We start from the raw sequence: 20,717 nt of genomic DNA on the forward strand, positions 1-20,717 counted from the left end.
GGACCCGTTCGGGATCCGGGCCGGCGCACGGCCCCGTACCGGGCGGCCCGTCCTACGGTCGGGCGGGCGCCGAGCGCTTGCCGTCCTGCGGCGGGGCCTGGCCCTCGTCGTCGCCGGACAGGGCGAGCCAGCTGCCCAGTCCCACGGCGGCGGCCAGCGCCACCGCCGACGCGGACATCACCAGCCTCCGCTTGCGCGCCGCCTCGGCGCGGTGCCGGGCGGACCCGGGCCGGTGCCCGCCGGCGGGACGCGGGACGCGGGCGGTGCCCAGCGCCCCGCCCGCCAGCTCGTCCGGGCCCGGGACCCGCATGGAGGTGTGGGTGTCGCGGTTGGAGTCGGTGGCGGAGCCGGGGACCAGCGGGACCACGCCCCGGCGCCGGACCGGGTCGGCCGGCAGGTCCTCGGCCTCCGGTTCCTCCGGCTCGGCGTCGTCCGGTTCGTCCACGTCCAGCGGCGGCATGCCGGCCAGCAGCGGCAGCAGGTCGCGCAGCCGCGCCGACAGCTCGGAGGCGCGGAGCCGGGAGGCGGGGGCCTTGGCCAGGCACTGCACCATCAGCTGCCACAGCTCGTCCGGGATGCCCGGCAACGGGACCACGGTCTCCGTGACGTGCCGGCGCAGCACCGCGCCCGGGTGCCCGCCGCCGAAGGGGGTGAAGCCCGCCAGCAGCTCGTACAGCACCGTGGCCAGGGCGTATATGTCGACGGCGGCCCGCGGCGGCAGGCCCTCCACGATCTCGGGGGCCAGGTAGTCGGGGGTGCCGATGATCCGGGTCGGGGACGACGCCCGCGTCCCGGGCGCCCCGGAGGCCCGGCGCGGGGAGTCGATGAGCTTGGCCACGCCGAAGTCGGTGAGCAGCGCGGGGTGCGCGCCGCCCGGGCCGAGCGGGCCCTGCATGTCGAGGAGGACGTTCTCCGGTTTGACGTCCCGGTGGACGACGCCCGCCGCGTGTGCGGCGGCCAGCGCGTCCGCGACGTCCGCGACGATGGCCACGGCCGCCTCGGGGGCGAGTCTGCGCTCGCGGTCGAGGCGCGTGCGCAGGTCGGTGCCGCGGACGAGGTCCATGACGAGGGCGAGGTCGTTGCCGTCGACGACGAGGTCGCGGACGGAGACGACGTGCGGATGGTCCAGGCCGAGCAGCGCGCTGCGCTCCTGTACGAACCGTCCGACGAGTTCCTGGTCGGACGCGAGGTCCTCGCGCAGCAGTTTGACGGCGACGGGCCCGTCCGGCCCCTCGCCCAGCCACACCGTGCCCGCGCTGCCGCGCCCCAGGATCTGGTGCGCGGTGTACCGGCTGCCGATCTTCCGTGCCAAGACTGCTCCCTCAGCGGCTGGCGTACGCACCAAAGCTACGCGGCCGAATGGGGGTTGAGCGCTCCGGATCGCGGCGACCTTCACTTCTAGGGGCGAAATCACGTCCCGGATGTCGACAAATCCACGAACTCGGCGCTACGGACGGCCACGCCGGCGCTCCGCCGGGCCGCCGGAGCGGGCCGGCGAGCGCCGGAGGGAACGTACGGAGGGCCGGTCCCGCTCAGGGAGTGGCGGAGCCGTCCCCGCCGGCGCCGCCGACGGAGGTGACCCAGTCGACGGTGTCGGAGCCCCAGGTCCACACCTGGTCCCACCAGCCGCGGCCTGTGCCGACCCATTCCTGGAGCGGGGTCAGTTCCCAGACCAGCCAGCCCGCCACGAAGAACAGCAGGATCATGACGAGGCAGCCCTTGAGGCAGCCCAGGCCGGGGATCCGCACCGGGTTGGCGCTGCGCCGGCGCGGCTCGCGGGGTTCGCGCGGGGGCCGCGGAGCCCGCTGCTGCGGCGGCGGGGACTGCGGCGGCTGCTGCTGCGGCGGCTGCCGGTACTGGGGCTGCTGCGGCTGCTGGTACTGCTGGGGCGGCGGCTGCGGCTGGTACTGCTGGGGCTGGTGCTGCGGCTGCTGGTGCTGCGGCCCCCGGTGCTGGGGCTGCGGCTGCTGGTACTGCTGCGGCGGCTGCGACTGCTGCTGGTAGTGCTGCGGCGGCGGGGCCGGGCGGTACTGGGGAGGCTGCTGCGGCTGCTGCGGCGGGCGGGGCTGGTGCTGCGGGGGCGGCGGGGCCTGGCGCTGCGGGCGGCGGCGCAGCGGGTCCTGGCTCGGGTCGAGGTAGTGCATCTGCGTCTGCTCGTTGCGGTCGCGGACGGCCCGCATCTGCGACTGCCACGGGTGCGCGGCGTCCGGCTGCTGCACGGGCGGCATGACGGAGGTCGCCTCGGCGGGCGCCGCCCCGGTGGTGGGCAGCACGGTGGTGGCGTCGGCCCCGCCGATGGGCGGCATGACGCTGGTCATGGCGTTGGGGTCGTACGCGTCCTGCGGGCCGGCCGGCGCGTGCGCCGGGCCGATGACCCCGGGCGTCGCCGGGACCGGGGCGGGCGAGGGGTCGGGGGCGAGCAGCGCGCCGACCCCGAGGGCGGCCTCGACCTCGGCCGGCGAGGAGTGCACGCCGATGCCGGAGGCGACCACGCGCAGGCCGCGGGCCAGGCTCTGGGCGCTGGGGCGCTCGTCGGGTTCCTTGCGCAGGCAGCGCTCGATGACGATCCACACGGGTTCGGGCAGGGTCGCAGGTCGCTGCGGCTCCTCGCTGAGGTGGCGGTGGAGCACTTCGAGCGCGGAGCCGCCCGCGAACGGCGGCCGGCCGGTGACCAGCTCGTACAGGAGGATGCCGGCGCCGTAGATGTCGACCGCGGAGGTCTGCGGGCGTCCCTCGGCGGATTCGGGGGCCACGTAGGCGGGGGTGCCGACGAACTCGTGGGTGCGGGTCAGGCCCGGGGAGTCGGCCAGGCGCGCGATGCCGAAGTCGGTGAGCATCGGCTTCATCTGGCCGTTGCTCTCGTCGAGCAGCACGTTGGCCGGCTTGAGGTCGCGGTGGACGACGCCGTCGGCGTGGCTGGCGGCGAGCGCGTCCGCGATCTGGGCGGTCAGCAGGCTCGCGGCGACCGGGCTGAAGGGGCCGTTGGCGCGGAGGTACTTGTGCAGGTCGGGACCGTCGATCAGGTCCATGACCAGCGCCAGCAGGTCCCCCTCGACGACGAGGTCGCGGGTGCGCACGATGTTGGGGTGCGTCAGGCGCAGCAGGACGGAGCGTTCGCGCAGGAAGCGCATGACGATGTCCGCGTCCTGGGCCAGCTCCTCCTTGAGGACCTTGATGGCCACGGTCTCGCCGGGCTGCCCGGCGACGGCTGCCTCCGCACCGGCGGTCTCCCGCTGGCGGGCACGCCAGACAGTGCCCGTGGCGCCGCGTCCGAGCGGCTCCTCGAGCAGGTACTTGCTGCCGACTGGCCGCACGTCTCGCGCTCCCCTGCTGTCGTCTGTTCCGGTGTTCGGGGCTTCCGGTTCCCGGCTGGGACCGGAGTTCCTCGGCTGATTCCGCTGGATGGGTTTCGGCCCCCCAACTCTAGGGGGTGTCCTCGGGGAAGACGCGGGGCGACGGAGGTTGGTTGCCGCACATATGTACGAAGAGTGAGATTCACCGGGTATGCCGGGGGCGTTTTCGCTCGGATTTCATCCGGCGGCCTGTCCGGATTTGTTCGGTCCGGACGCCCCCGCCGACCGATCAAGATCATTTGTTGCCGGGTGCCGGGCGTGTTGTGCGTGACAGGTGCGAGGATGCACCCGTACGGAACGGCCGGGACGGGAGCCCTGCCCTTCCGGCGTACCTGACCGGACGACGCGTCCGCGCCGGGTGGGGGTGGTCGGGCAGGCATGTCCCACCGGTTCCCCGCCGGGCGCACGCACCGCGCACTGCGCTCCGCGCAGAAGGGACCGCTGACGGCGATGCAGATCCGGCTGACCGTCCTTGGGTCGCGCAGCGGCCACCAGACCGCCGGCGCGCCGGCCAGTGGTGACGTACTCGTCACCGCGCCCGCCGGTACCCCGCTGGCCGCCGTGGCCTCCGGGCTCGCCGCGACCGCGGGCGGCCCCGACACCGGCGGAACCGTGGTGCTGTACGCCGGCTCGCAGCGCCTCGATCCGCAGCGGGCCGTCCTGGGCGAGCCGCCGCTGGTCGACGGGGCGGTGCTGGCCCTGCACACCCCGCTGCCGAACGCCGACGCGCTGCCCGACGAGGGCCCCGGCGGCGCGCAGCTGCACGTGGTGGCCGGCCCGGACGCGGGCGGGGTGCACCTGCTGCACCCCGGAGCGATCCGGATCGGGCGCTCGGCGGACGCCGACGTACCGCTCGACGACCCGGACGTGTCACGGCTGCACTGCGCGGTGACCGTGATGGCGGACGGCCGGGTCGCGGTGGCCGACCTCGGATCGACGAACGGCACCACGCTCGACGGGACGCCCGTCGGACCCCGGCCGGTCGCGCTGGCCCCGGGAGCCCTGCTGCGGATCGGCGAGTCCACGCTGCGGCTGGCCCGCGGGGGCCCGGCCCCCCTCGCCGTGGTCCCGGACCTGGAGGGTCACCTGTCCCTGACCCGCCCCACCGACGGGCGCGAGCCGGAACCGACCCCGCCCCCGACCCCCGACGCCGGTACGAGCGCCGCCCCGCGCGAGCCCGCCCCGTACGCGGCCGGCGACCCCGACGGCGGCGACCCGGCCGGCGCCGCCGACCCGTACGCCGATCCGTACGGCGGCGCGGGCCCCGACGCGTCCCCGACCGGCGGTGCCCGGCCGCGCCGCGGGATCGGGGCCTGGGCCCGCAAGTGGGTCCGGGGCGAGGAGGTCGAGCCGGAGGCCGTGGTGGAACCGGAGGCGCCCGTCGCCGCGGCGCCCGACCCCGACGAGCCCGCCGCGCTGTTGCTGGCCGCCCTCGGGCCCACCGACCGGCTCTGGTCGCGCGGGGCCGGGCACCCCCGGCTCCTGGAGGTCGGCCTCGGCGCCGGCAGCCGGGTCCCGCTGCTCACCACCGGCTCGCTCGGCATCGCCGGCCCGCGGGCCCGACTGACCGGGGTGGCCCGCTCGGTCGTCGCCCAGCTGGCCGCGCTGCACCCGCCCGGGCAGCTGGAGATCGTCCTGATCGCCGCCGACCGGGCCCGGCCCGTGCAGGAACGCCTGCGGGACTGGGGCTGGTTGGGCTGGCTGCCCCACGTACGGCCCGCGCACGGACAGGACTGCCGGCTGCTGCTGGCGTACGACCGCGACCAGGCCGCGGCCCGGGCCGGGGAACTGACCCGGCGACTGGACGACAGCCCGCTCGGCACCCCCTGGGCCGGCGCGGACCCGGCCGCCGTGCGGGAGGCGGCCCGCGGCTACGAGGGGCCGCGCACGGTCGTCGTCGTCGACGGCGATCCCGGCTCGGGCGCCCTGCGGGACCTGACCGGCCGGCTGGCCTCGCACGGTCCGGCCGCCGGGATCCACGTCGTCGCCCTCGCGGAGGCCTCGGCGGCCACGCCCGCCTCCCCGGTGCTCACCACGTACGAGAGCGCCTGCGCGGCCACCCCCGCCTTCCGCGACTGCGCGACGGCCGCCCTGCTCAGCGGGGACGTCGCCACGGCCGTACGGACCTTCGCGGTCAGCGGCGGCAGACCCGTGGCGCCCGGCGGTACCGCCGTCGCCGACGGTGTCTCCGCCGCCTGGGCGGAGCGCTTCGCCCGGGCGCTGGCCCCGCTGCGCGCGGACGCGCCGGCCGCCGGCGACGGGTACCGGCCCGCCGCCGCGAACCTGCCCGCGGCCTCGCGGCTGCTGGACGAACTGGGGCTGGCCCGGGCCACCCCGGCCTCCCTGATGGCGCGTTGGGCCGCCGCGACCGAGCAGGGGCAGGGTGTCGGCGGCCTCGCGGAGATCGTCCTCGGCACCGGCAAGCGCGGCCCGGTCGGCGCGGAACTGGCCCACGAGGGCCCGCACCTGCTCATCGAGGGGCCGGCCGGCAGCGGCCGTACGGAGCTGCTGCGTTCCCTGGCCGCCTCGCTGGCGGCGGCGGCCCGCCCCGACCGTCTGGCCCTCCTGCTCCTCGACGGCGCCGGCGGGGAACGCGGCGACGGCCTCCTGCCCTGTACGGAGCTGCCGCACGTCTCGGCGCACCTGGTGGCGTCCGACCCCGTGCGGATGCGGGAGTTCGCGCAGGCCCTCGGCGCCGAACTCAAGCGCCGCCACGAGCTGTTGGACGGCATGCCCTTCGCGGAGTGGCACGCCCACCGGACGCTGTCCGACCACATGGTCTCCCCGCGCCGGCCCGCCCCCGGCGAGCAGCACGGCGACCTGGATCCGTCGCGCACCGGGACCCTGCGGCTGCGCGCCTCGACCCCGCGCACCGATCCGGCGGCGGGTCCCAGTCCGTTGCCCCGGCTGGTGGTGCTGGTCGACGACTTCGACGCGTTGGTGGCGCCCGCCCTGGGCAGTACGGGCCGGCCCGCGGCCGGTTCGGTGGTGCGGGCGCTGGAGGCGGTGGCCCGCGAGGGGACCCGGCTCGGGGTGCACCTGATCGCGGCGACGGCCCGCCCGGAGCGTACGTCGGACTCCGAGCCGGCCCGACTGGCGGCGCTGCGCGTCGTGTTGGACTCCCCCGACCAGCCGGGTCCCGGGCGCGGGGTGCTGCGGTACGCCGACGGGCGCCGGGTGCCGTTCCAGGGCGGTCGGGTCACGGGCCGGATCCCGCGGACGGCGACGCTGCGGCCGACGGTCGTGCCGGTGGAGTGGGACCGGATGGGCGACCCGCCGGCCCGCCGGCCGGTGCGCGAGTTGGGCAACGGTCCGACCGACCTGGCCCTGCTGGCCAGCGCCCTCGAACGGGCCTCCCACCTGGTGTCGGCGGTGCCCGTGCTGTTCCCGCCGGCCCCCTGACGTCCTCCCCCGTTCCACCGGTGCCCCCGCGAGGCGGTATTGCGGGGGTGCGCGGGGCGGCGTAGACCTTGTGGCACGGGACACACCATCAAGGCCACACGGCATCGGGGGCACCACCATGCGACGCCAGCGAGCACAGCGAAGTACGGGCCGTACGAGGGGCCTCGCGCACAGCGGGGCGTGGACGGCCCTGGCCGCGGCGGGGGCGCTGACCCTCGCCGGCTGCGGGGACGGCAAGGATCCGGAGTCCGGCCCCCCGCAGGGGGAGCGGCCCTCGGCCAACCGCGTGCAGTTACCGCAGTTGCCCGGCGAGAAGCTGGAGGTCGCGGCGGTGTGGACGGGCCCGGAACAGGCCAACTTCACCAAGGTGCTCAAGGAGTTCGAGAAGCGGACCGGGGCGAGCGTCACCTTCGTCCCGGCGCAGGACCCGATCGTCACGTTCCTCGGTACGAAGGTGGCGGGCGGCGCCCCGCCGGACGTGGCGCTGCTCCCGCAGGTGGGGGCGTTGCGGGCGGCGGTGCAGAACAAGTGGGCGCAGCCGGTGGGTCCGGAGGCGAAGGCCCAGCTCGACGCGAACTACTCGGCGGGCTGGAAGGACCTCGGCGCGGTCGACGGCACCCAGTACGGCGTGTACTACAAGGCGGCCAACAAGTCGCTGATCTGGTACAACGCGAAGGTCTTCGAGGCGGCGGGGGTGACGCCCCCGAAGACGTGGAAGGACCTCGTGGCCGCGGCCGACACGCTCTCGGCGTCCGGTACGCCGGCGGTGTCGGTGGCGGGGGCGGACGGTTGGACGCTGACGGACTGGTTCGAGAACGTCTACCTCTCCCAGTCGGGTCCGCAGAAGTACGACCAGTTGGCCAAGCACGAGCTGAAGTGGACGGACGACAGCGTCAAGCAGGCGCTGACGACGCTCGGCGAGTTGTTCGGGCGCAAGGACTTCCTGGCGGGCGGCCAGAGCGGGGCGCTGTCGACGGAGTTCCCGAAGTCGGTGACGCAGACGTTCACCGGTGGTGACCGGCCGGCGGCGGCGATGGTCTTCGAGGGCGACTTCGTGGCGGTGAACATCGCGCAGACCGAGGCGAAGGTGGGTGAGGACGCCCTGGTGTTCCCGTTCCCGGCGGTGGGCGCGAAGCCTCCGGTGGTGTCGGGCGGTGACGTGGCGGTGGCGTTGAAGCCGTCGAAGGGCGCGCAGGCGCTGTTGACGTTCCTGGCGTCGCCGGACGCGGCGGAGATCCAGGCCCGGGAGGGCGGTTTCGTCTCACCGAACAAGGCCGTGGACCCGGCCGCCTATCCGAACGACATCCAGCGCGGGATCGCGAAGTCGCTGATCGCGGCGGGCGACGACTTCCGCTTCGACATGTCGGACCAGGCTCCCGCGGCGTTCGGCGGTACGCCCGGCTCGGGCGAGTGGAAGGCGCTCCAGGACTTCCTGGCGAACCCGGCGGACGTGGCGGGGGCCCAGGCGAAACTGGAGGCGGAAGCGGCCAAGGCGTACGGGGGCTGACCGGTGGCGGCCACGACTTCACGGGAGCCGACCCCGGGTACGCCGGCCCCGGCCGGGCCGACCGTGCGGAAACCGGTCCCGGGCAGGTCGGCCGAGGAGCGGCGGCGGCGACTGATCGCGGCGGCGTTCCTGCTCCCGGCCCTCGTCCTGCTGGGCGCCCTCGTGGTGCACCCCATCGGCTACTCGGTGTACCGCAGCTTCTTCGACCGCTCCGGCGGCGCGTTCGTCGGCGGGGCCAACTACCGGGAGATCCTGGGCGACGACACGATCCGTACGGCCCTGACGAACACCGCGGTGTGGGTGGTGCTGGCGCCGACGACGGCGACCGCGCTCGGCCTGATCTTCGCGGTGCTGACCGAACGGGTGCGCTGGGGAACGGCGTTCAAGTTGATCGTCTTCATGCCGATGGCGATCTCCATGCTGGCGGCGGGGATCATCTTCCGGCTGGTGTACGACCACGACCCGGGCAAGGGCGTCGCCAACGCCGTCTGGGTGGGGGTGCACGACACCTTCGCGGAGTCCTCGGCCTTCCCCCGGGCCCGCCCGGGCCGCGACTCGCCGCTGGAGCCCGTCGCCGGCGGCGCGTTCGAGACGCGCGAGCCGGTACGGGCCGGCGCGGCGGTCCTGCTCCCGTTGGTCGGGGTGGCGCCGGAGGACCTGCCGCAGGGAACCCGTACGGCGAAGGCGGCCGGCTCGGATCCGCTGAAGGTCACCGGCACGGTCTGGCAGGACTTCACGCGGGGCGGCGGCGGGACGACGAACGCCGTGGACCCCACCGAGTCGGCGTTCGCCGGGATGCGCGTCGAGGCGGTCAAGGACGGCAGGGTGGTGGAGTCGGCGACGACCCGCGCCGACGGCATGTTCCTGATGTCCGCGAAGGCGGACGGGGCGCGGCTGCGGCTGCCCGCCGAGAACTTCCGGGAGGCGTACGCGGGGGTGCAGTGGCTCGGTCCGACGTTGGTGACCCCGGCGGTGATCGGGGCGTACGTCTGGATGTGGGCCGGTTTCGCGATGGTGCTGATCGGGGCCGGGTTGGCGTCGGTACCGCGGGAGCTGTTGGAGGCGGCGCGGGTGGACGGGGCGAGCGAGTGGCAGGTGTTCCGCAGGATCACGGTGCCGTTGCTGGGGCCGGTCCTGGTGGTCGTGCTGGTGACGCTCGTCATCAACGTCATGAAGGTCTTCGACCTGGTCTTCGTGATCGCGCCGGGGGCGGTCCAGGACGATGCGAACGTGCTCGCGCTCCAGCTGTACCGGACCTCGTTCGGCACGGACGCCGATCCGGGGTTGGGCAGCGCCATCGCCGTCCTACTGCTGGTGCTGGTGGTGCCGGTGATGCTGGTGAACATCCGTCGGCTGCGCAAGGAGGGATCGCGATGAGCGGCGCCGCGGGTGGACGGACCGCGTCGGCCGGCCGGGCGGTGGCCGCGCGGGTGGCGTCGGGGGCGGTGCGGGTGTTCCTGGTCGTCGTCGCCGTGTTCTGGCTGGTGCCCGCGCTCGGGCTGCTGCTGTCCTCGTTCCTGGCTCCCGACGACCTGAACCGGGGCGGCTGGTGGCAGGTGCTGACCGCGCCGTCACGACTGACGGCGTCGAACTACGGGCGGCTGCTGGAGAACGACACGATCACCGGTTCGCTGCTGAACACGGTGGCGATCGCCGTCCCGGCCACGCTGCTGGTCCTGGTGCTGGGCGCGTTCGCCGGATACGCCTTCGCCTGGATGGAGTTCCCCGGGCGGGACTGGCTGTTCCTGCTCGTCGTCGGCTTGTTGGTGGTCCCCGTGCAGGTCGCGCTGATCCCGGTGTCGGAACTCTTCGGCGCCATCGGCCTGTTCGAGACGACGGCGGGCGTGGTGTTGTTCCACACGGCGTTCGGGCTGCCCTTCGCGGTGTTCCTGCTGCGGAACTTCTTCGCGGAGATCCCGCGCGAGCTGTTGGAGGCGGCGCGCCTCGACGGGGCGGGCGAACTGCGGCTGTTCGCGCGGGTGGTGCTGCCGCTCGGCGGGCCGGCCCTCGCCTCGCTCGGCATCTTCCAGTTCCTGTGGGTGTGGAACGACATGCTGGTCGCGCTGGTCTTCGCCGACTCGGCGAACCCGCCGGTGACGGTGGCGCTCCAGCAGCAGGTACGGCAGTTCGGGAACAACATCGACGTCCTGGCCCCCGGCGCGTTCCTGTCGATGGTGGTCCCGCTCGTCGTGTTCTTCGCCTTCCAACGGCAGTTCGTGACGGGGGTGATGGCCGGAGCGGTCAAGTGATCCATTGGCGATCACGTCGTTGACGTGGGACGTTGACGCCAGGTCATCCGAATGCCGCAGCCGGCGTAACCCGATCACCACACCCGGGGTTCCTGGGCCATATGCCCGCGCCGACCCCTGGATGTGCCGTGCCCCGGTTCAGCGTCATCGTGCCCGCGTACAAGGTTCAGGCGTACCTCCAGGAGAGTCTGGATTCGGTCCTGTCCCAGTCGTACCCGGATCTGGAGCTGATCGCGGTCGACGACGCCTCCCCGGACGCCTGCGGTGCGATCATCGACGAGTACGCGGCCCGCGACCCCCGCGTCACGGCCGTGCGCCTGGAGCACAACCAGGGCCCGGGACCGGCCCGCAACGCGGGTCTGGCCCGGGCCGGCGGCGACTACCTGATCTTCCTCGACGGTGACGACACCCTCGCCCCGGGCGCCCTCCAGGCCGTCACCGACCGGCTCAAGGCCACCGGATCGCCCGACGTCCTCGTCCACGACCACGCGCGCGTCCTGTGGACCGGCGAGGTGGTGCGCGACCGGGTCGCGGACCGGTTGAGCGAGCAGGGCCCGGCCAGTTTCCGGCTGACGGACCGCCCGGAGCTGCTCGGCATGCCGATGGTGGTGTGGAACAAGGCGTACCGCCGCGCGTACGTGGAGCGCGAGGGCCTCACCTTCCCGCCCGGCTTCTACGAGGACACCCCCTGGACCTGTCCGGCGCTGCTGGCCGCCGAGTCCGTGGCCGTCCTGGACCGGGTGTGCGTCCACCACCGCGAGCGCCGCACCGGCTCGATCCTCACCACCTCCAGCCGCCGCCACCTCGACCTCCTCGACCAGTACGAGCGGGTCTTCGGCTTCCTCGGCGCCCGACCCGAGCTGGAGCGTTGGCGACCGACCGTGTACCGGCGGATGGCCGAGGACTTCTGCGCCCTGTACGCCGACCCGCGCCGCCTGCCGCGCGCGGGGCGCGCCGAGTTCTTCGCCCGGGCCGCCACCCTGCTGCGCGGCCACCGGCCCCCGGTCGGCCCGGCCGGGGGGCGGTGGCGCCGCAGCGGGGTGACGACCCGGACGGACCGGCTGCGGCACGCCCTGATGCGGCTCGGAGCCCGGCGGACCCACCGGGTGCTGTCGCTGGCGCGCCAAGCCGCCCTGACCGCGGGCGGCGGGGCCCGGGTGCTGGGCCGGGGCCTGCGCGAGACGCTGCTGCGGCTGCACTACCGGATCCAGCGGTGGCTGCCGCTGCGCCCGGAGCTGGCTGTCTTCTCCGCGTACTGGCACGGCGGTTACGCCTGCAACCCCGCGGCGATCGAGGCGAAGCTGCGCGAACTGGCGCCGCGGATGCGGACGGCGTGGATCTGCGACCCGGAGCACGCGGCGACGCTGCCCGCGGCGACGACCGCGCTGCGTCCCGGTTCCGCCGCGTACTGGACGGCCCTCGCCCGGGCCACCTACCTGACCACGAACGTCAACTTCGACCGTGCGCTGGTCAAGCGGCCCGGGCAGATCCTGACGCAGACCCAGCACGGCACCCCCCTCAAGCGGGTCGGCCTGGACCTCCGGGACCGGCCGGCGGCGACCCCGACGACGGACTTCGCTGGGCTGCTGCGGGGCGCCGACCAGTGGGACTACCTGCTCTCCGCGAACCGGCACTCCACCCTGGTCTGGGAGCGGGCGCTGCCGTCCTCGTACACCACGCTGGAGTACGGCTACCCGCGCAACGACGTCTTCCACCGGGCCGGCCGCGCCGAGGTGCTGGAGCTGCGCGAGCGCCTGGGCATCGCGCCGGGTTCCACCGCGATCCTGTACGCCCCCACGCACCGGGACTACCGGCGCAGCCGCCCCGACCACCTGGACTTCGAGCGGGTGCTGCGCGATCTGGGCCCGCGCTTCACCGTGCTGGCCCGTACGCACCTGACGTACGCGGGCACCACCGCGCCGTGGGAGCCGCACCCGCGGCTGATCGACGTCTCGGCGCACCCCTCGGTGGAGGAGCTGTGCCTCGCCTCGGACGCGCTGGTCACCGACTACTCGTCCCTGATGTTCGACTACGCGACCCTGGACCGGCCGATCGTGATCCACGCCGACGACTGGGAGGCGTACGAGGCCGCCCGCGGCACCTACTTCGACCTGCGGGCGTGCCCGCCGGGGGCGATCGCCCGCACCGAGGACGAGCTGGTGGACATCTTCGCCACCGGCCACTGGCAGGGCTCCCGCTCGGCCCAGCTGCGGGCCTCGTTCCGCTCGCGGTTCTGTGCCCACGACGACGGCCACGCGGCCGAACGCGTCGTGCGCCGGGTCTTCCTGGGGCAGGCCGTCCCGCTGCCGACCACCGTCCCGCCGGCGGAACGCCGGCCGGCGCCCGCCGCGCCCGCCCCGGCGCCGGAGCCGACGTTGGCGAACCTCGGCGCGGGCTTCGGCTTCTGAGCGCTCCCCCGCCGGGCGGCCGGCTTCCGCCGGGCGGGCTTCCGCCGGGCGGGCCGGGTACGGGTCAGCCGGCCCGCAGGCCGGCGACCACCGAGCGGGCCAGCTCGTCCAGGTAGCCGGCCGGCACCGGTTCCCGTACGACCACCTGCCGCCAGTACAGCGGGCCGATCGCCAGGTCCAGGGCGCGGTCGGGGCGTGTCGACTCCGGCAGTTCGCCGCGCGCGACCGCCTGGGACACGATCCCCTCGGCGAGCCGGCGCTGACCGTCCAGGATCGCGCCGCGCACCGCGTCCGCGATCTCGGGGTTGCGCGCGGCCTCGACCAGCAGGTCGGGGATGACCGCCGAGGCCACGGGGTGGCGCAGCACGTGTGACATCACCTCCAGCAGGGCCCGTACGTCCCCCTGGAGCGAGCCGGTGGCCGGCACCGGCAGGCCGTCGACGGCGAAGGCGCCGACGAGGTCCAGGACCAGGTGCAGCTTCGACTTCCAGCGGCGGTAGACGGCGGTCTTGCCGACCCCGGCACGGCGGGCGATTCCCTCGATCGACATCCGCGCGAAGCCCACCGCCGCCAGCTCCTCGACCACGGCCGCCCGGATCGCTTCGGTGACGTCCTCGCGCAGGACGGCGGCCCCGGCGGGGGCTCGGCGGGCAGGGCTGGCTGCGGGCTCGGAAGTCATGCGGCGAGCATAGCCGCGCACGCCGGCCCCCGTCCGTCACGACGATACGGTTGCGTTCCGACGTGGACGGGCCTAGTGTCCACGTAGCGACGATACGGACACGTCCCATCGCCATCCGGTGCCAAGCCCCCGTCGAAAGCGACCCCTGTGACCGCGACCACCGTGACCACCGCGACCGCCCCGGCGGAGCACGCGCCACCGCCCACCCCGGCCGAGCTGGCCGCGGCCCACGGCCTGACCGTCAGCGGCGCCCGCCCCACGCTCCCCCAGTACGTCGCGCAGCTCTGGGACAGGCGCCACTTCGTGACGGCGTACGCCACCGCCCGCATGCACGCCACGTACAGCACGGCCAAGCTCGGGCAGGTCTGGCACCTGGTGACCCCGCTGCTCAACGCGGCCGTCTACTACTTCATCTTCGGCCTCGTGATGCGGGCCGACCACGACGTGCCCGACTACGTGCCGTTCCTGATCACCGGCGTCTTCGTGTGGGACTTCATCGGCAGTTCCATCAACACCGGCACCCGCGCCATCCACGGCAACCTGGGCCTGGTGCGCGCCCTGCACTTCCCGCGCGCCAGCCTGCCGCTGTCCTCCGTCGTCCAGCTCTTCCAGCAGCTGCTCGTCACGATGGGCGCGCTGGTCGTCCTGCTCCTGGCCTTCGGCCAGACCCCGTCCTTCTCCTGGTTCCTCGCCGTCCCGACGCTCTTCCTGATGGCGGTCTTCTGCGCCGGCTGCGCCATGGTCATGGCCCGCATCGGCAGCAAGAACCCCGACGTCAGCCAGCTGATGCCGTTCGTGCTGCGGACCTGGATGTACTCCTCGGGCGTCATGTGGTCGATCGACAGCTTCCTGCGCGCCGACGACCTGCCGCACTGGGTGCTGTTGGCCCTGAAACTCAACCCGGCGGCCGTCTACATCGACCTGATGCGCTTCTCCCTGATCGACAGCTTCGGGACCGGTTCCCTGCCCCACCACGTCTGGCCGATCGCCATCGGCTGGGCCCTGCTCGCCGGCGTCGGCGGGTTCGTCTACTTCTGGAAGGCAGAGGAGGAGTACGGCCGTGGCTGACACGTCGACCCGCACCGCACCCGCACCCGTTTCCGTATCCGCGTCCGCACGGACCGCCGCGCCGGTCCCCGACACCCGCGTCCCGACCGTGATCGCCGACGAGGTCCACGTCGTCTACCAGGTCCACGGATCCGGCGCCCGCAAGGGCGGCGCCACCGCCGCCCTCAGCCGCGTCTTCTCCCGCCGACCGGCCCCCGGCGTCCGCGAGGTGCACGCCGTCAAGGGCGTCAGCTTCACCGCGTACAAGGGCGAGGCCATCGGCCTCATCGGCTCCAACGGCTCCGGCAAGTCCACCCTCCTCAAGGCCATCGCCGGACTCCAGCCGGTGGCCTCGGGCACCGTCTACTCGCACGGCCGGCCCTCGCTCCTCGGGGTGAACGCCGCCCTGATGAACGACCTGACCGGCGAACGCAACGTGGTCCTGGGCGGCCTCGCGATGGGCATGTCCCGGGAGCAGGTCCGCGAGCGCTACCAGGACATCGTCGATTTCTCCGGCATCAACGAGAAGGGCGACTTCGTCTCACTGCCCATGCGCACCTACTCCTCCGGCATGGGCGCCCGGCTGCGCTTCTCCATCGCCGCCGCCAAGGACCACGACGTCCTGATGATCGACGAGGCCCTCGCCACCGGCGACGCCGCCTTCCAGCGCCGCAGCCAGGCCCGCATCGAGGAACTCCGCGAGCGCGCCGGCACCGTCTTCCTCGTCAGCCACGGCATCGGCACGGTCCGCGAGACCTGCGACCGGGCGATCTGGCTGGAATCGGGCGTCCTGCGCATGGACGGCCCCTCAGCCGAGGTCTGCGACGCCTACGAGGCGTTCACCCGCGGCTGAGCGGGCGCCGCACCCACCACGGGGAAGGCCCCGGTTCCCGGACGTGGTCCGGGAACCGGGGCCTTCCCCGTTCGGGATGGTGTCAGCCGTGCGTGCGCAGCAGGCTGCGCATCGTCCGCATCGCCACCGACAGGTTCGCCAGGTCGAAGTCGTCCGATCCCTGGATCTCCTCCAGCGTGGAGCGGGCCCGCCCGATGATCGCGGCGTTCTTGTCCTCCCACGCCTTGAACCGCTCCTCGGGGGTCGAGGTGCCGTTGCCCACCGCCAGGACGTCGGCGGTCAGCGCGGCGTGCGCGGCGAACAGGTCCTCGCGGATGGAGGCCCGCGCCATCGACTGCCAGCGGTCGGCCCGCGGCAGCTCGATGATCCGGTCCATCAGCTGGGTGATGTTCAGCCGGTCGGCGAGGTCGTAGTAGACCTCGGCGACGTCCAGCGGGTCCACGCCCGTGCGGTCCGCGATGGCGACGATGTCCAGCGTCGGGAAGGCCGAGGAGAACCCGGCGACCTTGGCCGCGAGTTCCTCCGGCACGCCCTCGCCGGTCAGCTCGTCCATGATCGACCGGTACCAGTCCAGGTCGGCGCCGCGCACCAACTTGGGCAGCTCCGACCAGACCTCGGAGACCCGACGGCCGAAGGCCTCGATGGTCTCGGTGATCTGGAGCGGCTGCGGCCGGTTGTTCAGCAGCCAGCGCGTACCGCGCTCGACCAGCCGCCGCGAGTGCAGCCGCACCCGGGTCTGGACACTGGCCTCGACCTCGTTGTCCAGCGCCTCGACGTCGTTCCACACGTCGGCCAGGCCGAAGATCTCGCGGGCCGCGAGCTGCGCCCGCACGATCTCCTCCAGGGAGGCCCCGGTCTCCTCGCGCAGCCGATGCAGGAACGTCGAACCACCGGTGTTGACGGTGTCGTTGACCAGCAGCGTCGTGATGATCTCCCGGCGCAGGGCGTGGCCCTCGATCTGCTCGGGGAACTTCGCCCGCAGCGCGCCCGGGAAGTAGGCGTGCAGCAGCCGGCGCAGGTACGGGTCGTCCGGCAGCCCGGTGGCGATGAGTTCGTCCGCCACCGTGATCTTGGTGTAGGCGAACAGGACGGCCAGCTCCGGCTGGGTCAGGCCCTTGCCGTTGCTCAGCAGCTCGCGGATCTGCCGGTCGGTGGGCAGGAACTCCAGCGCCCGGTTGAGCAGCCCGTCGCGCTCCAGGCGGCGCATGAAGCGCTGCTGGGCGTGCAGCAGGCTCGGGGCCTGCGCGGCGCCGTTGGCCAGGGCCACGTTCTGCGCGTAGTTGTTGCGCAGCACCAGGTGGCCGACCTCGTCGGTCATCTCGGCGAGGAGCGCGTTGCGCTGCTTGACGGTCAGGTCGCCGTCGGTGACGACCGCGTTGAGCAGGATCTTGATGTTCACCTCGTGGTCGGAGGTGTCCACGCCCGCGCTGTTGTCGATGGCGTCGGTGTTGATCTTTCCGCCCTCGCCACCGGCTCCGGTGCGGGCGAACTCGATCCGGCCGAGCTGGGTCAGACCCAGGTTGCCGCCCTCGCCGATGACCCGGGCGCGGACGTCGGAGCCGTTGACGCGGATGGCGTCGTTGGCCTTGTCACCGACGTCGGCGTGCGTCTCGGCCGTGGACTTGACGTAGGTGCCGATGCCGCCGTTCCACAGCAGGTCCACCGGGGACCGCAGGATGGCCTGCATCAGCTCGGCCGGGGTCATCTTGGTGACGCCCGCCTCGATGCCCAGGGCCTCGCGGACCTGCGCGTTGAGCGGGATGGCCTTGGCGCTGCGCGGGTGGACGCCGCCGCCCGCCGACAGCAGCGAGGTGTCGTAGTCGGCCCACGAGGAGCGCGGCAGGTCGAACAGGCGCCGGCGCTCGGCGTAGGAAGTGGCCGCGTCCGGGTTCGGGTCGATGAAGATGTGCCGGTGGTCGAAGGCCGCGACGAGGCGGATGTGCTCCGAGAGCAGCATGCCGTTGCCGAAGACGTCGCCGGACATGTCGCCGACGCCGACGACGGTGAAGTCCTGGGTCTGGGTGTCGTGCCCGAGCTCGCGGAAGTGCCGCTTGACGGACTCCCAGGCGCCACGGGCGGTGATGCCCATGCCCTTGTGGTCGTAGCCGGCCGAACCGCCGGAGGCGAAGGCGTCGCCCAGCCAGAAGCCGTAGGCCTCGGCGACCCCGTTGGCGATGTCGGAGAAGGTGGCGGTGCCCTTGTCGGCGGCGACGACGAGGTAGGTGTCGTCCTCGTCGTGACGGACCACGCCGGTCGGCGGGACGACCTCGCCCGCGACCATGTTGTCGGTGATGTCGAGCAGCGCCGAGATGAAGATCTTGTACGCGGCGATGCCCTCGGCGAGCCAGGCGTCGCGGTCCACCGACGGGTCGGGCAGGTTCTTGGCGACGAAGCCGCCCTTGGCGCCGACCGGCACGATGACGGTGTTCTTCACCATCTGCGCCTTGACCAGGCCGAGGATCTCCGTACGGAAGTCCTCGCGGCGGTCGGACCAACGCAGCCCGCCGCGGGCGACCTTGCCGAAGCGCAGGTGGACGCCCTCGACGCGCGGGGAGTACACCCAGATCTCGTAGGCGGGGCGCGGGGCCGGCAGGTCCGGGATGGCCTGCGGGTCGAACTTCACCGACACGTAGGAGTGCTGCTCGCCGGTGCTGGTGAGCTGGAAGAAGTTCGTGCGCAGGGTCGCCTTGATGAGGGTGAGGAAGGCGCGCAGGATGCGGTCCTCGTCGAGCGAGGCGACCTGGTCCAGGGCCCCGTCGAGCTCCTCCAGCATGGCGTCGACGAGTTCGCTGCCGGCGGCCTGGCGGACCGGCGACATCCGCGCCTCGAAGAGGGAGACCAGCAGCCGGGTGGTGTGGACGTTGTTGCGGAGGGTGTCCTCCATGTAGTCCTGGCTGAAGGTGGAACCGGCCTGGCGCAGGTACTTGGCGTACGCGCGCAGCACCACGGCCTGGCGCCAGGTGAGCCCGGCACCCAGCACGAGGGAGTTGAAGTTGTCGTTCTCCGCCTCGCCCTGCCAGACCGCCGCGAAGGCGTCCTGGAAGCGTTCGCGGGCGTCGTCGCCGAGGTAGGAGTCGTCGTTGCCGCTCGACAGCGGCATCCGCAGGCCGAAGTCGTAGATCCAGTCGCTGACCCGGTCGGTGCGGCGCAGCTCGTACGGCCGCTCGTCGGTGACCTCGACGCCCAGGCGCTGCAGGACGGGCAGGACGGCGGACAGCGAGACCTGGTCGCCGGTCCGGTAGATCTTGAAGCGGCGCTCGCCGGGGCCCGCGCCGACGGGCTCGTACAGCGAGAGCGCGAACTCGCGGTCGCTGGCGGAGAGCCGCTCCAGGTGGCACAGGTCGGCGACGGCCGCGCGCGGCGAGTGGTCGGCCTTGTAGCCCTCGGGGAAGGAGGTGCCGTACTTGCGCAGCAGCTCGCCGGCGCGCTCCTCGCCCAGCTCCGCGACGAGGGCCTCGCCGAAGCCGTCGGCCCAGGACCGGGCGGCCTCGACGAGCCGCGCCTCGATGCGCTCCACGTCGCCGTCGGTCAGGACGGGCAGTTCCTTGCCCTGCGGGACGCGGACGACGAAGTGGATGCGGGACAGGATCGACTCGGTGTTCCAGGCGGTGAAGTCGACGCTGATGCCGTCGAGCTCCTCCTTCAGGATGTCGATCAGGCGCAGCCGCACGCCGGTGGTGTAGCGGTCGCGCGGCAGGTAGACCAGCGCGGAGTAGTAGCGGCCGTACTCGTCCTGGCGCAGGTACAGCCGCAGTCGGCGGCGTTCCTGGAGGTACAGGACGGAGGTGGCGATCGACTGGAGCTGGTCGACGGGGGTCTGGAACAGCTCGTCGCGCGGGTAGGTCTCCAGGATCTGGAGCAGGTCACGGCCGTCGTGGCTGCTGGGCGAGAACCCGGCGCCGTCCAGCACCTCGGCGACCTTGCGGCGGATCACCGGGACGCGGCGCACCGACTCGGTGTACGCGGCGGAGGAGAACAGGCCTAGGAAGCGCCGCTCGCCGACGACGTTGCCGTCGGCGTCGAACTTCTTGACGCCGACGTAGTCGAGGTACGAGGGGCGGTGCACGGTGGAGCGGCTGTTGGCCTTGGTCAGCACCAGCAGGCGGTGTTCGCGGGCCTTGGCGCGGGCGTCGGCGGGCAGCCGGTTGAAGGACGGCGAGACCGGGTGGCCGTCGTCCTTGCCGCTGTGGTGCGGGTCGGAGCGCAGGATGCCGAGGCCGGTGCCGGGGACGGCGGACAGGGCGTCGCCGTCGACCAGGTTGTACTCGCGGTAGCCGAGGAAGGTGAAGTGGTCGTCGGCGAGCCAGCGCAGCAGCTCGCGGGCCTCTTCGAGCTCGTACTCGCGCAGGTCCGGGGCGGTCGGCTCGGCGGGCAGCTCCTCGGCGATGCGCAGCGCGGCGTCGCGCATCTTCTCCCAGTCCTCGACGGACTCGCGGACGTCGGACAGGACGCGCAGCAGATCGACGGTGATCTGCTTGAGGTCGGCCTTGTCGGTCTCGCGGTCGATCTCGACGTGGATCCAGGACTCCACGAGGGAGTCGTGGGGGCGCGCGGTGCGGGGACCGTGGGCGTCACAGTCGGGGCCGAGGATCTCGATGAGCTTGCCGGTGACGTCACGGCGCACGACGACCTGCGGGTGGATCACGACGTGGATGCCGCGGCCCTGGCGGGACAGCTCGTTGGTGACGGAGTCGACCAGGAACGGCATGTCGTCGGTGACGACCTCGACGACCGAGTGACTGGAGGTCCAGCCGTTCTCCTCGACCGTGGGGGTGTGCACGCGTACGTTCGCGGTGCCCTGCGGTCGCTTCTCGCCCAGCCGGTAGTGCGAGAGCGCTGCCCCGAACACGTCGACGGGGTCCCGGTCCAGCAGGTCCTCGGGTGCGGTGTGCAGGAAGTAGCGCTGGAGGTAGGACAGCGTGGTTCCCCGGTCGGTGCGCTCCCCCCGCTCGGACCCAGTCGGAAGTAGCCCCCCGGCCGGGCTGTTCTCAGCTACCCGTGCCGCCCGCGCGAGCAGCTCGGCCTTTGCTTCGTCCAGCTTGGTCTGCATGTCCTCTGGCTCCTGTCGCGCGCCATTGCGTGACGTAGGTGGTGAAGGAAGGAATGACGAGGCGCCGCCAGGAGGCGGGATGTCCGTCAGGAATCGTTGCCGACGCTATGGCGTCGACCGGGCCGACCGGGAGGGATTCGGCCAAGATCGGCTCGGTGTCCCGGCAGCG

Annotated in this window: 11 protein-coding genes; 7 read left to right on the forward strand and 4 right to left on the reverse strand. The window is 73.3% G+C overall.

The window, feature by feature from the left end; all coding sequences use genetic code 11:
* Nucleotides 1–52: 52 nt before the first annotated feature.
* Complete coding sequence (locus AB0D46_RS28705; RefSeq protein WP_362881669.1) at nt 53–1,312, reverse strand: serine/threonine-protein kinase; 1,260 nt, start codon at nt 1,310–1,312, stop codon at nt 53–55.
* A gap of 220 nt (nt 1,313–1,532) precedes the next feature.
* Entirely contained in the window at nt 1,533–3,314 is a 1,782-nt protein-coding gene (locus AB0D46_RS28710) for a protein kinase (protein ID WP_362881670.1), read from the reverse strand.
* A gap of 489 nt (nt 3,315–3,803) precedes the next feature.
* Here AB0D46_RS28710 and AB0D46_RS28715 point away from each other — a divergent pair, with 489 nt between their 5' ends.
* The 5 genes from AB0D46_RS28715 (at nt 3,804) to AB0D46_RS28735 (ending at nt 12,919) form a co-directional block, all read left to right on the forward strand.
* The gene (locus tag AB0D46_RS28715; protein WP_362881713.1) at nt 3,804–6,755 is read left to right on the forward strand and encodes an FtsK/SpoIIIE domain-containing protein; all 2,952 of its coding nucleotides are present in this window, start codon (nt 3,804–3,806) and stop codon (nt 6,753–6,755) included.
* Between the two features lie 118 nt (nt 6,756–6,873).
* On the forward strand, nt 6,874–8,262 hold the full coding sequence (locus AB0D46_RS28720; protein ID WP_362881672.1) for an ABC transporter substrate-binding protein: 1,389 nt from the start codon (nt 6,874–6,876) through the stop codon (nt 8,260–8,262).
* Between the two features lie 63 nt (nt 8,263–8,325).
* Nucleotides 8,326–9,639, forward strand: coding sequence for a sugar ABC transporter permease (locus AB0D46_RS28725; protein ID WP_362881674.1), 1,314 nt, complete (start codon nt 8,326–8,328; stop codon nt 9,637–9,639).
* Nucleotides 9,636–10,511, forward strand: a complete 876-nt coding sequence (locus AB0D46_RS28730; RefSeq protein ID WP_362881676.1) for a carbohydrate ABC transporter permease — start codon at nt 9,636–9,638, stop codon at nt 10,509–10,511. Before AB0D46_RS28725 ends, AB0D46_RS28730 begins: the two co-directional genes overlap by 4 nt.
* 101 nt (nt 10,512–10,612) lie before the next feature.
* On the forward strand, nt 10,613–12,919 hold the full coding sequence (locus tag AB0D46_RS28735; protein ID WP_362881678.1) for a bifunctional glycosyltransferase family 2 protein/CDP-glycerol:glycerophosphate glycerophosphotransferase: 2,307 nt from the start codon (nt 10,613–10,615) through the stop codon (nt 12,917–12,919).
* Between the two features lie 64 nt (nt 12,920–12,983).
* Here AB0D46_RS28735 and AB0D46_RS28740 read toward each other — a convergent pair whose 3' ends face one another.
* Nucleotides 12,984–13,598: a TetR/AcrR family transcriptional regulator gene (locus AB0D46_RS28740; RefSeq protein ID WP_362881680.1), complete on the reverse strand. Its 615-nt coding sequence runs from the start codon at nt 13,596–13,598 to the stop codon at nt 12,984–12,986.
* Nucleotides 13,599–13,760: 162 nt separating this feature from the next.
* Here AB0D46_RS28740 and AB0D46_RS28745 point away from each other — a divergent pair, with 162 nt between their 5' ends.
* Entirely contained in the window at nt 13,761–14,666 is a 906-nt protein-coding gene (locus AB0D46_RS28745) for an ABC transporter permease (protein ID WP_362881715.1), read from the forward strand.
* An 88-nt stretch (nt 14,667–14,754) separates the two neighbouring features.
* Nucleotides 14,755–15,498: an ABC transporter ATP-binding protein gene (locus tag AB0D46_RS28750; RefSeq protein WP_362881717.1), complete on the forward strand. Its 744-nt coding sequence runs from the start codon at nt 14,755–14,757 to the stop codon at nt 15,496–15,498.
* An 82-nt stretch (nt 15,499–15,580) separates the two neighbouring features.
* On the opposite strand, the gene AB0D46_RS28755 is transcribed toward AB0D46_RS28750, so the two are convergent.
* Complete coding sequence (locus AB0D46_RS28755; protein WP_362881682.1) at nt 15,581–20,548, reverse strand: NAD-glutamate dehydrogenase; 4,968 nt, start codon at nt 20,546–20,548, stop codon at nt 15,581–15,583.
* Nucleotides 20,549–20,717 lie beyond the last annotated feature (169 nt).

It is taken from the genome of Streptomyces sp. NPDC048383 (assembly GCF_040651775.1).
Taxonomy (GTDB): domain Bacteria; phylum Actinomycetota; class Actinomycetes; order Streptomycetales; family Streptomycetaceae; genus Streptomyces.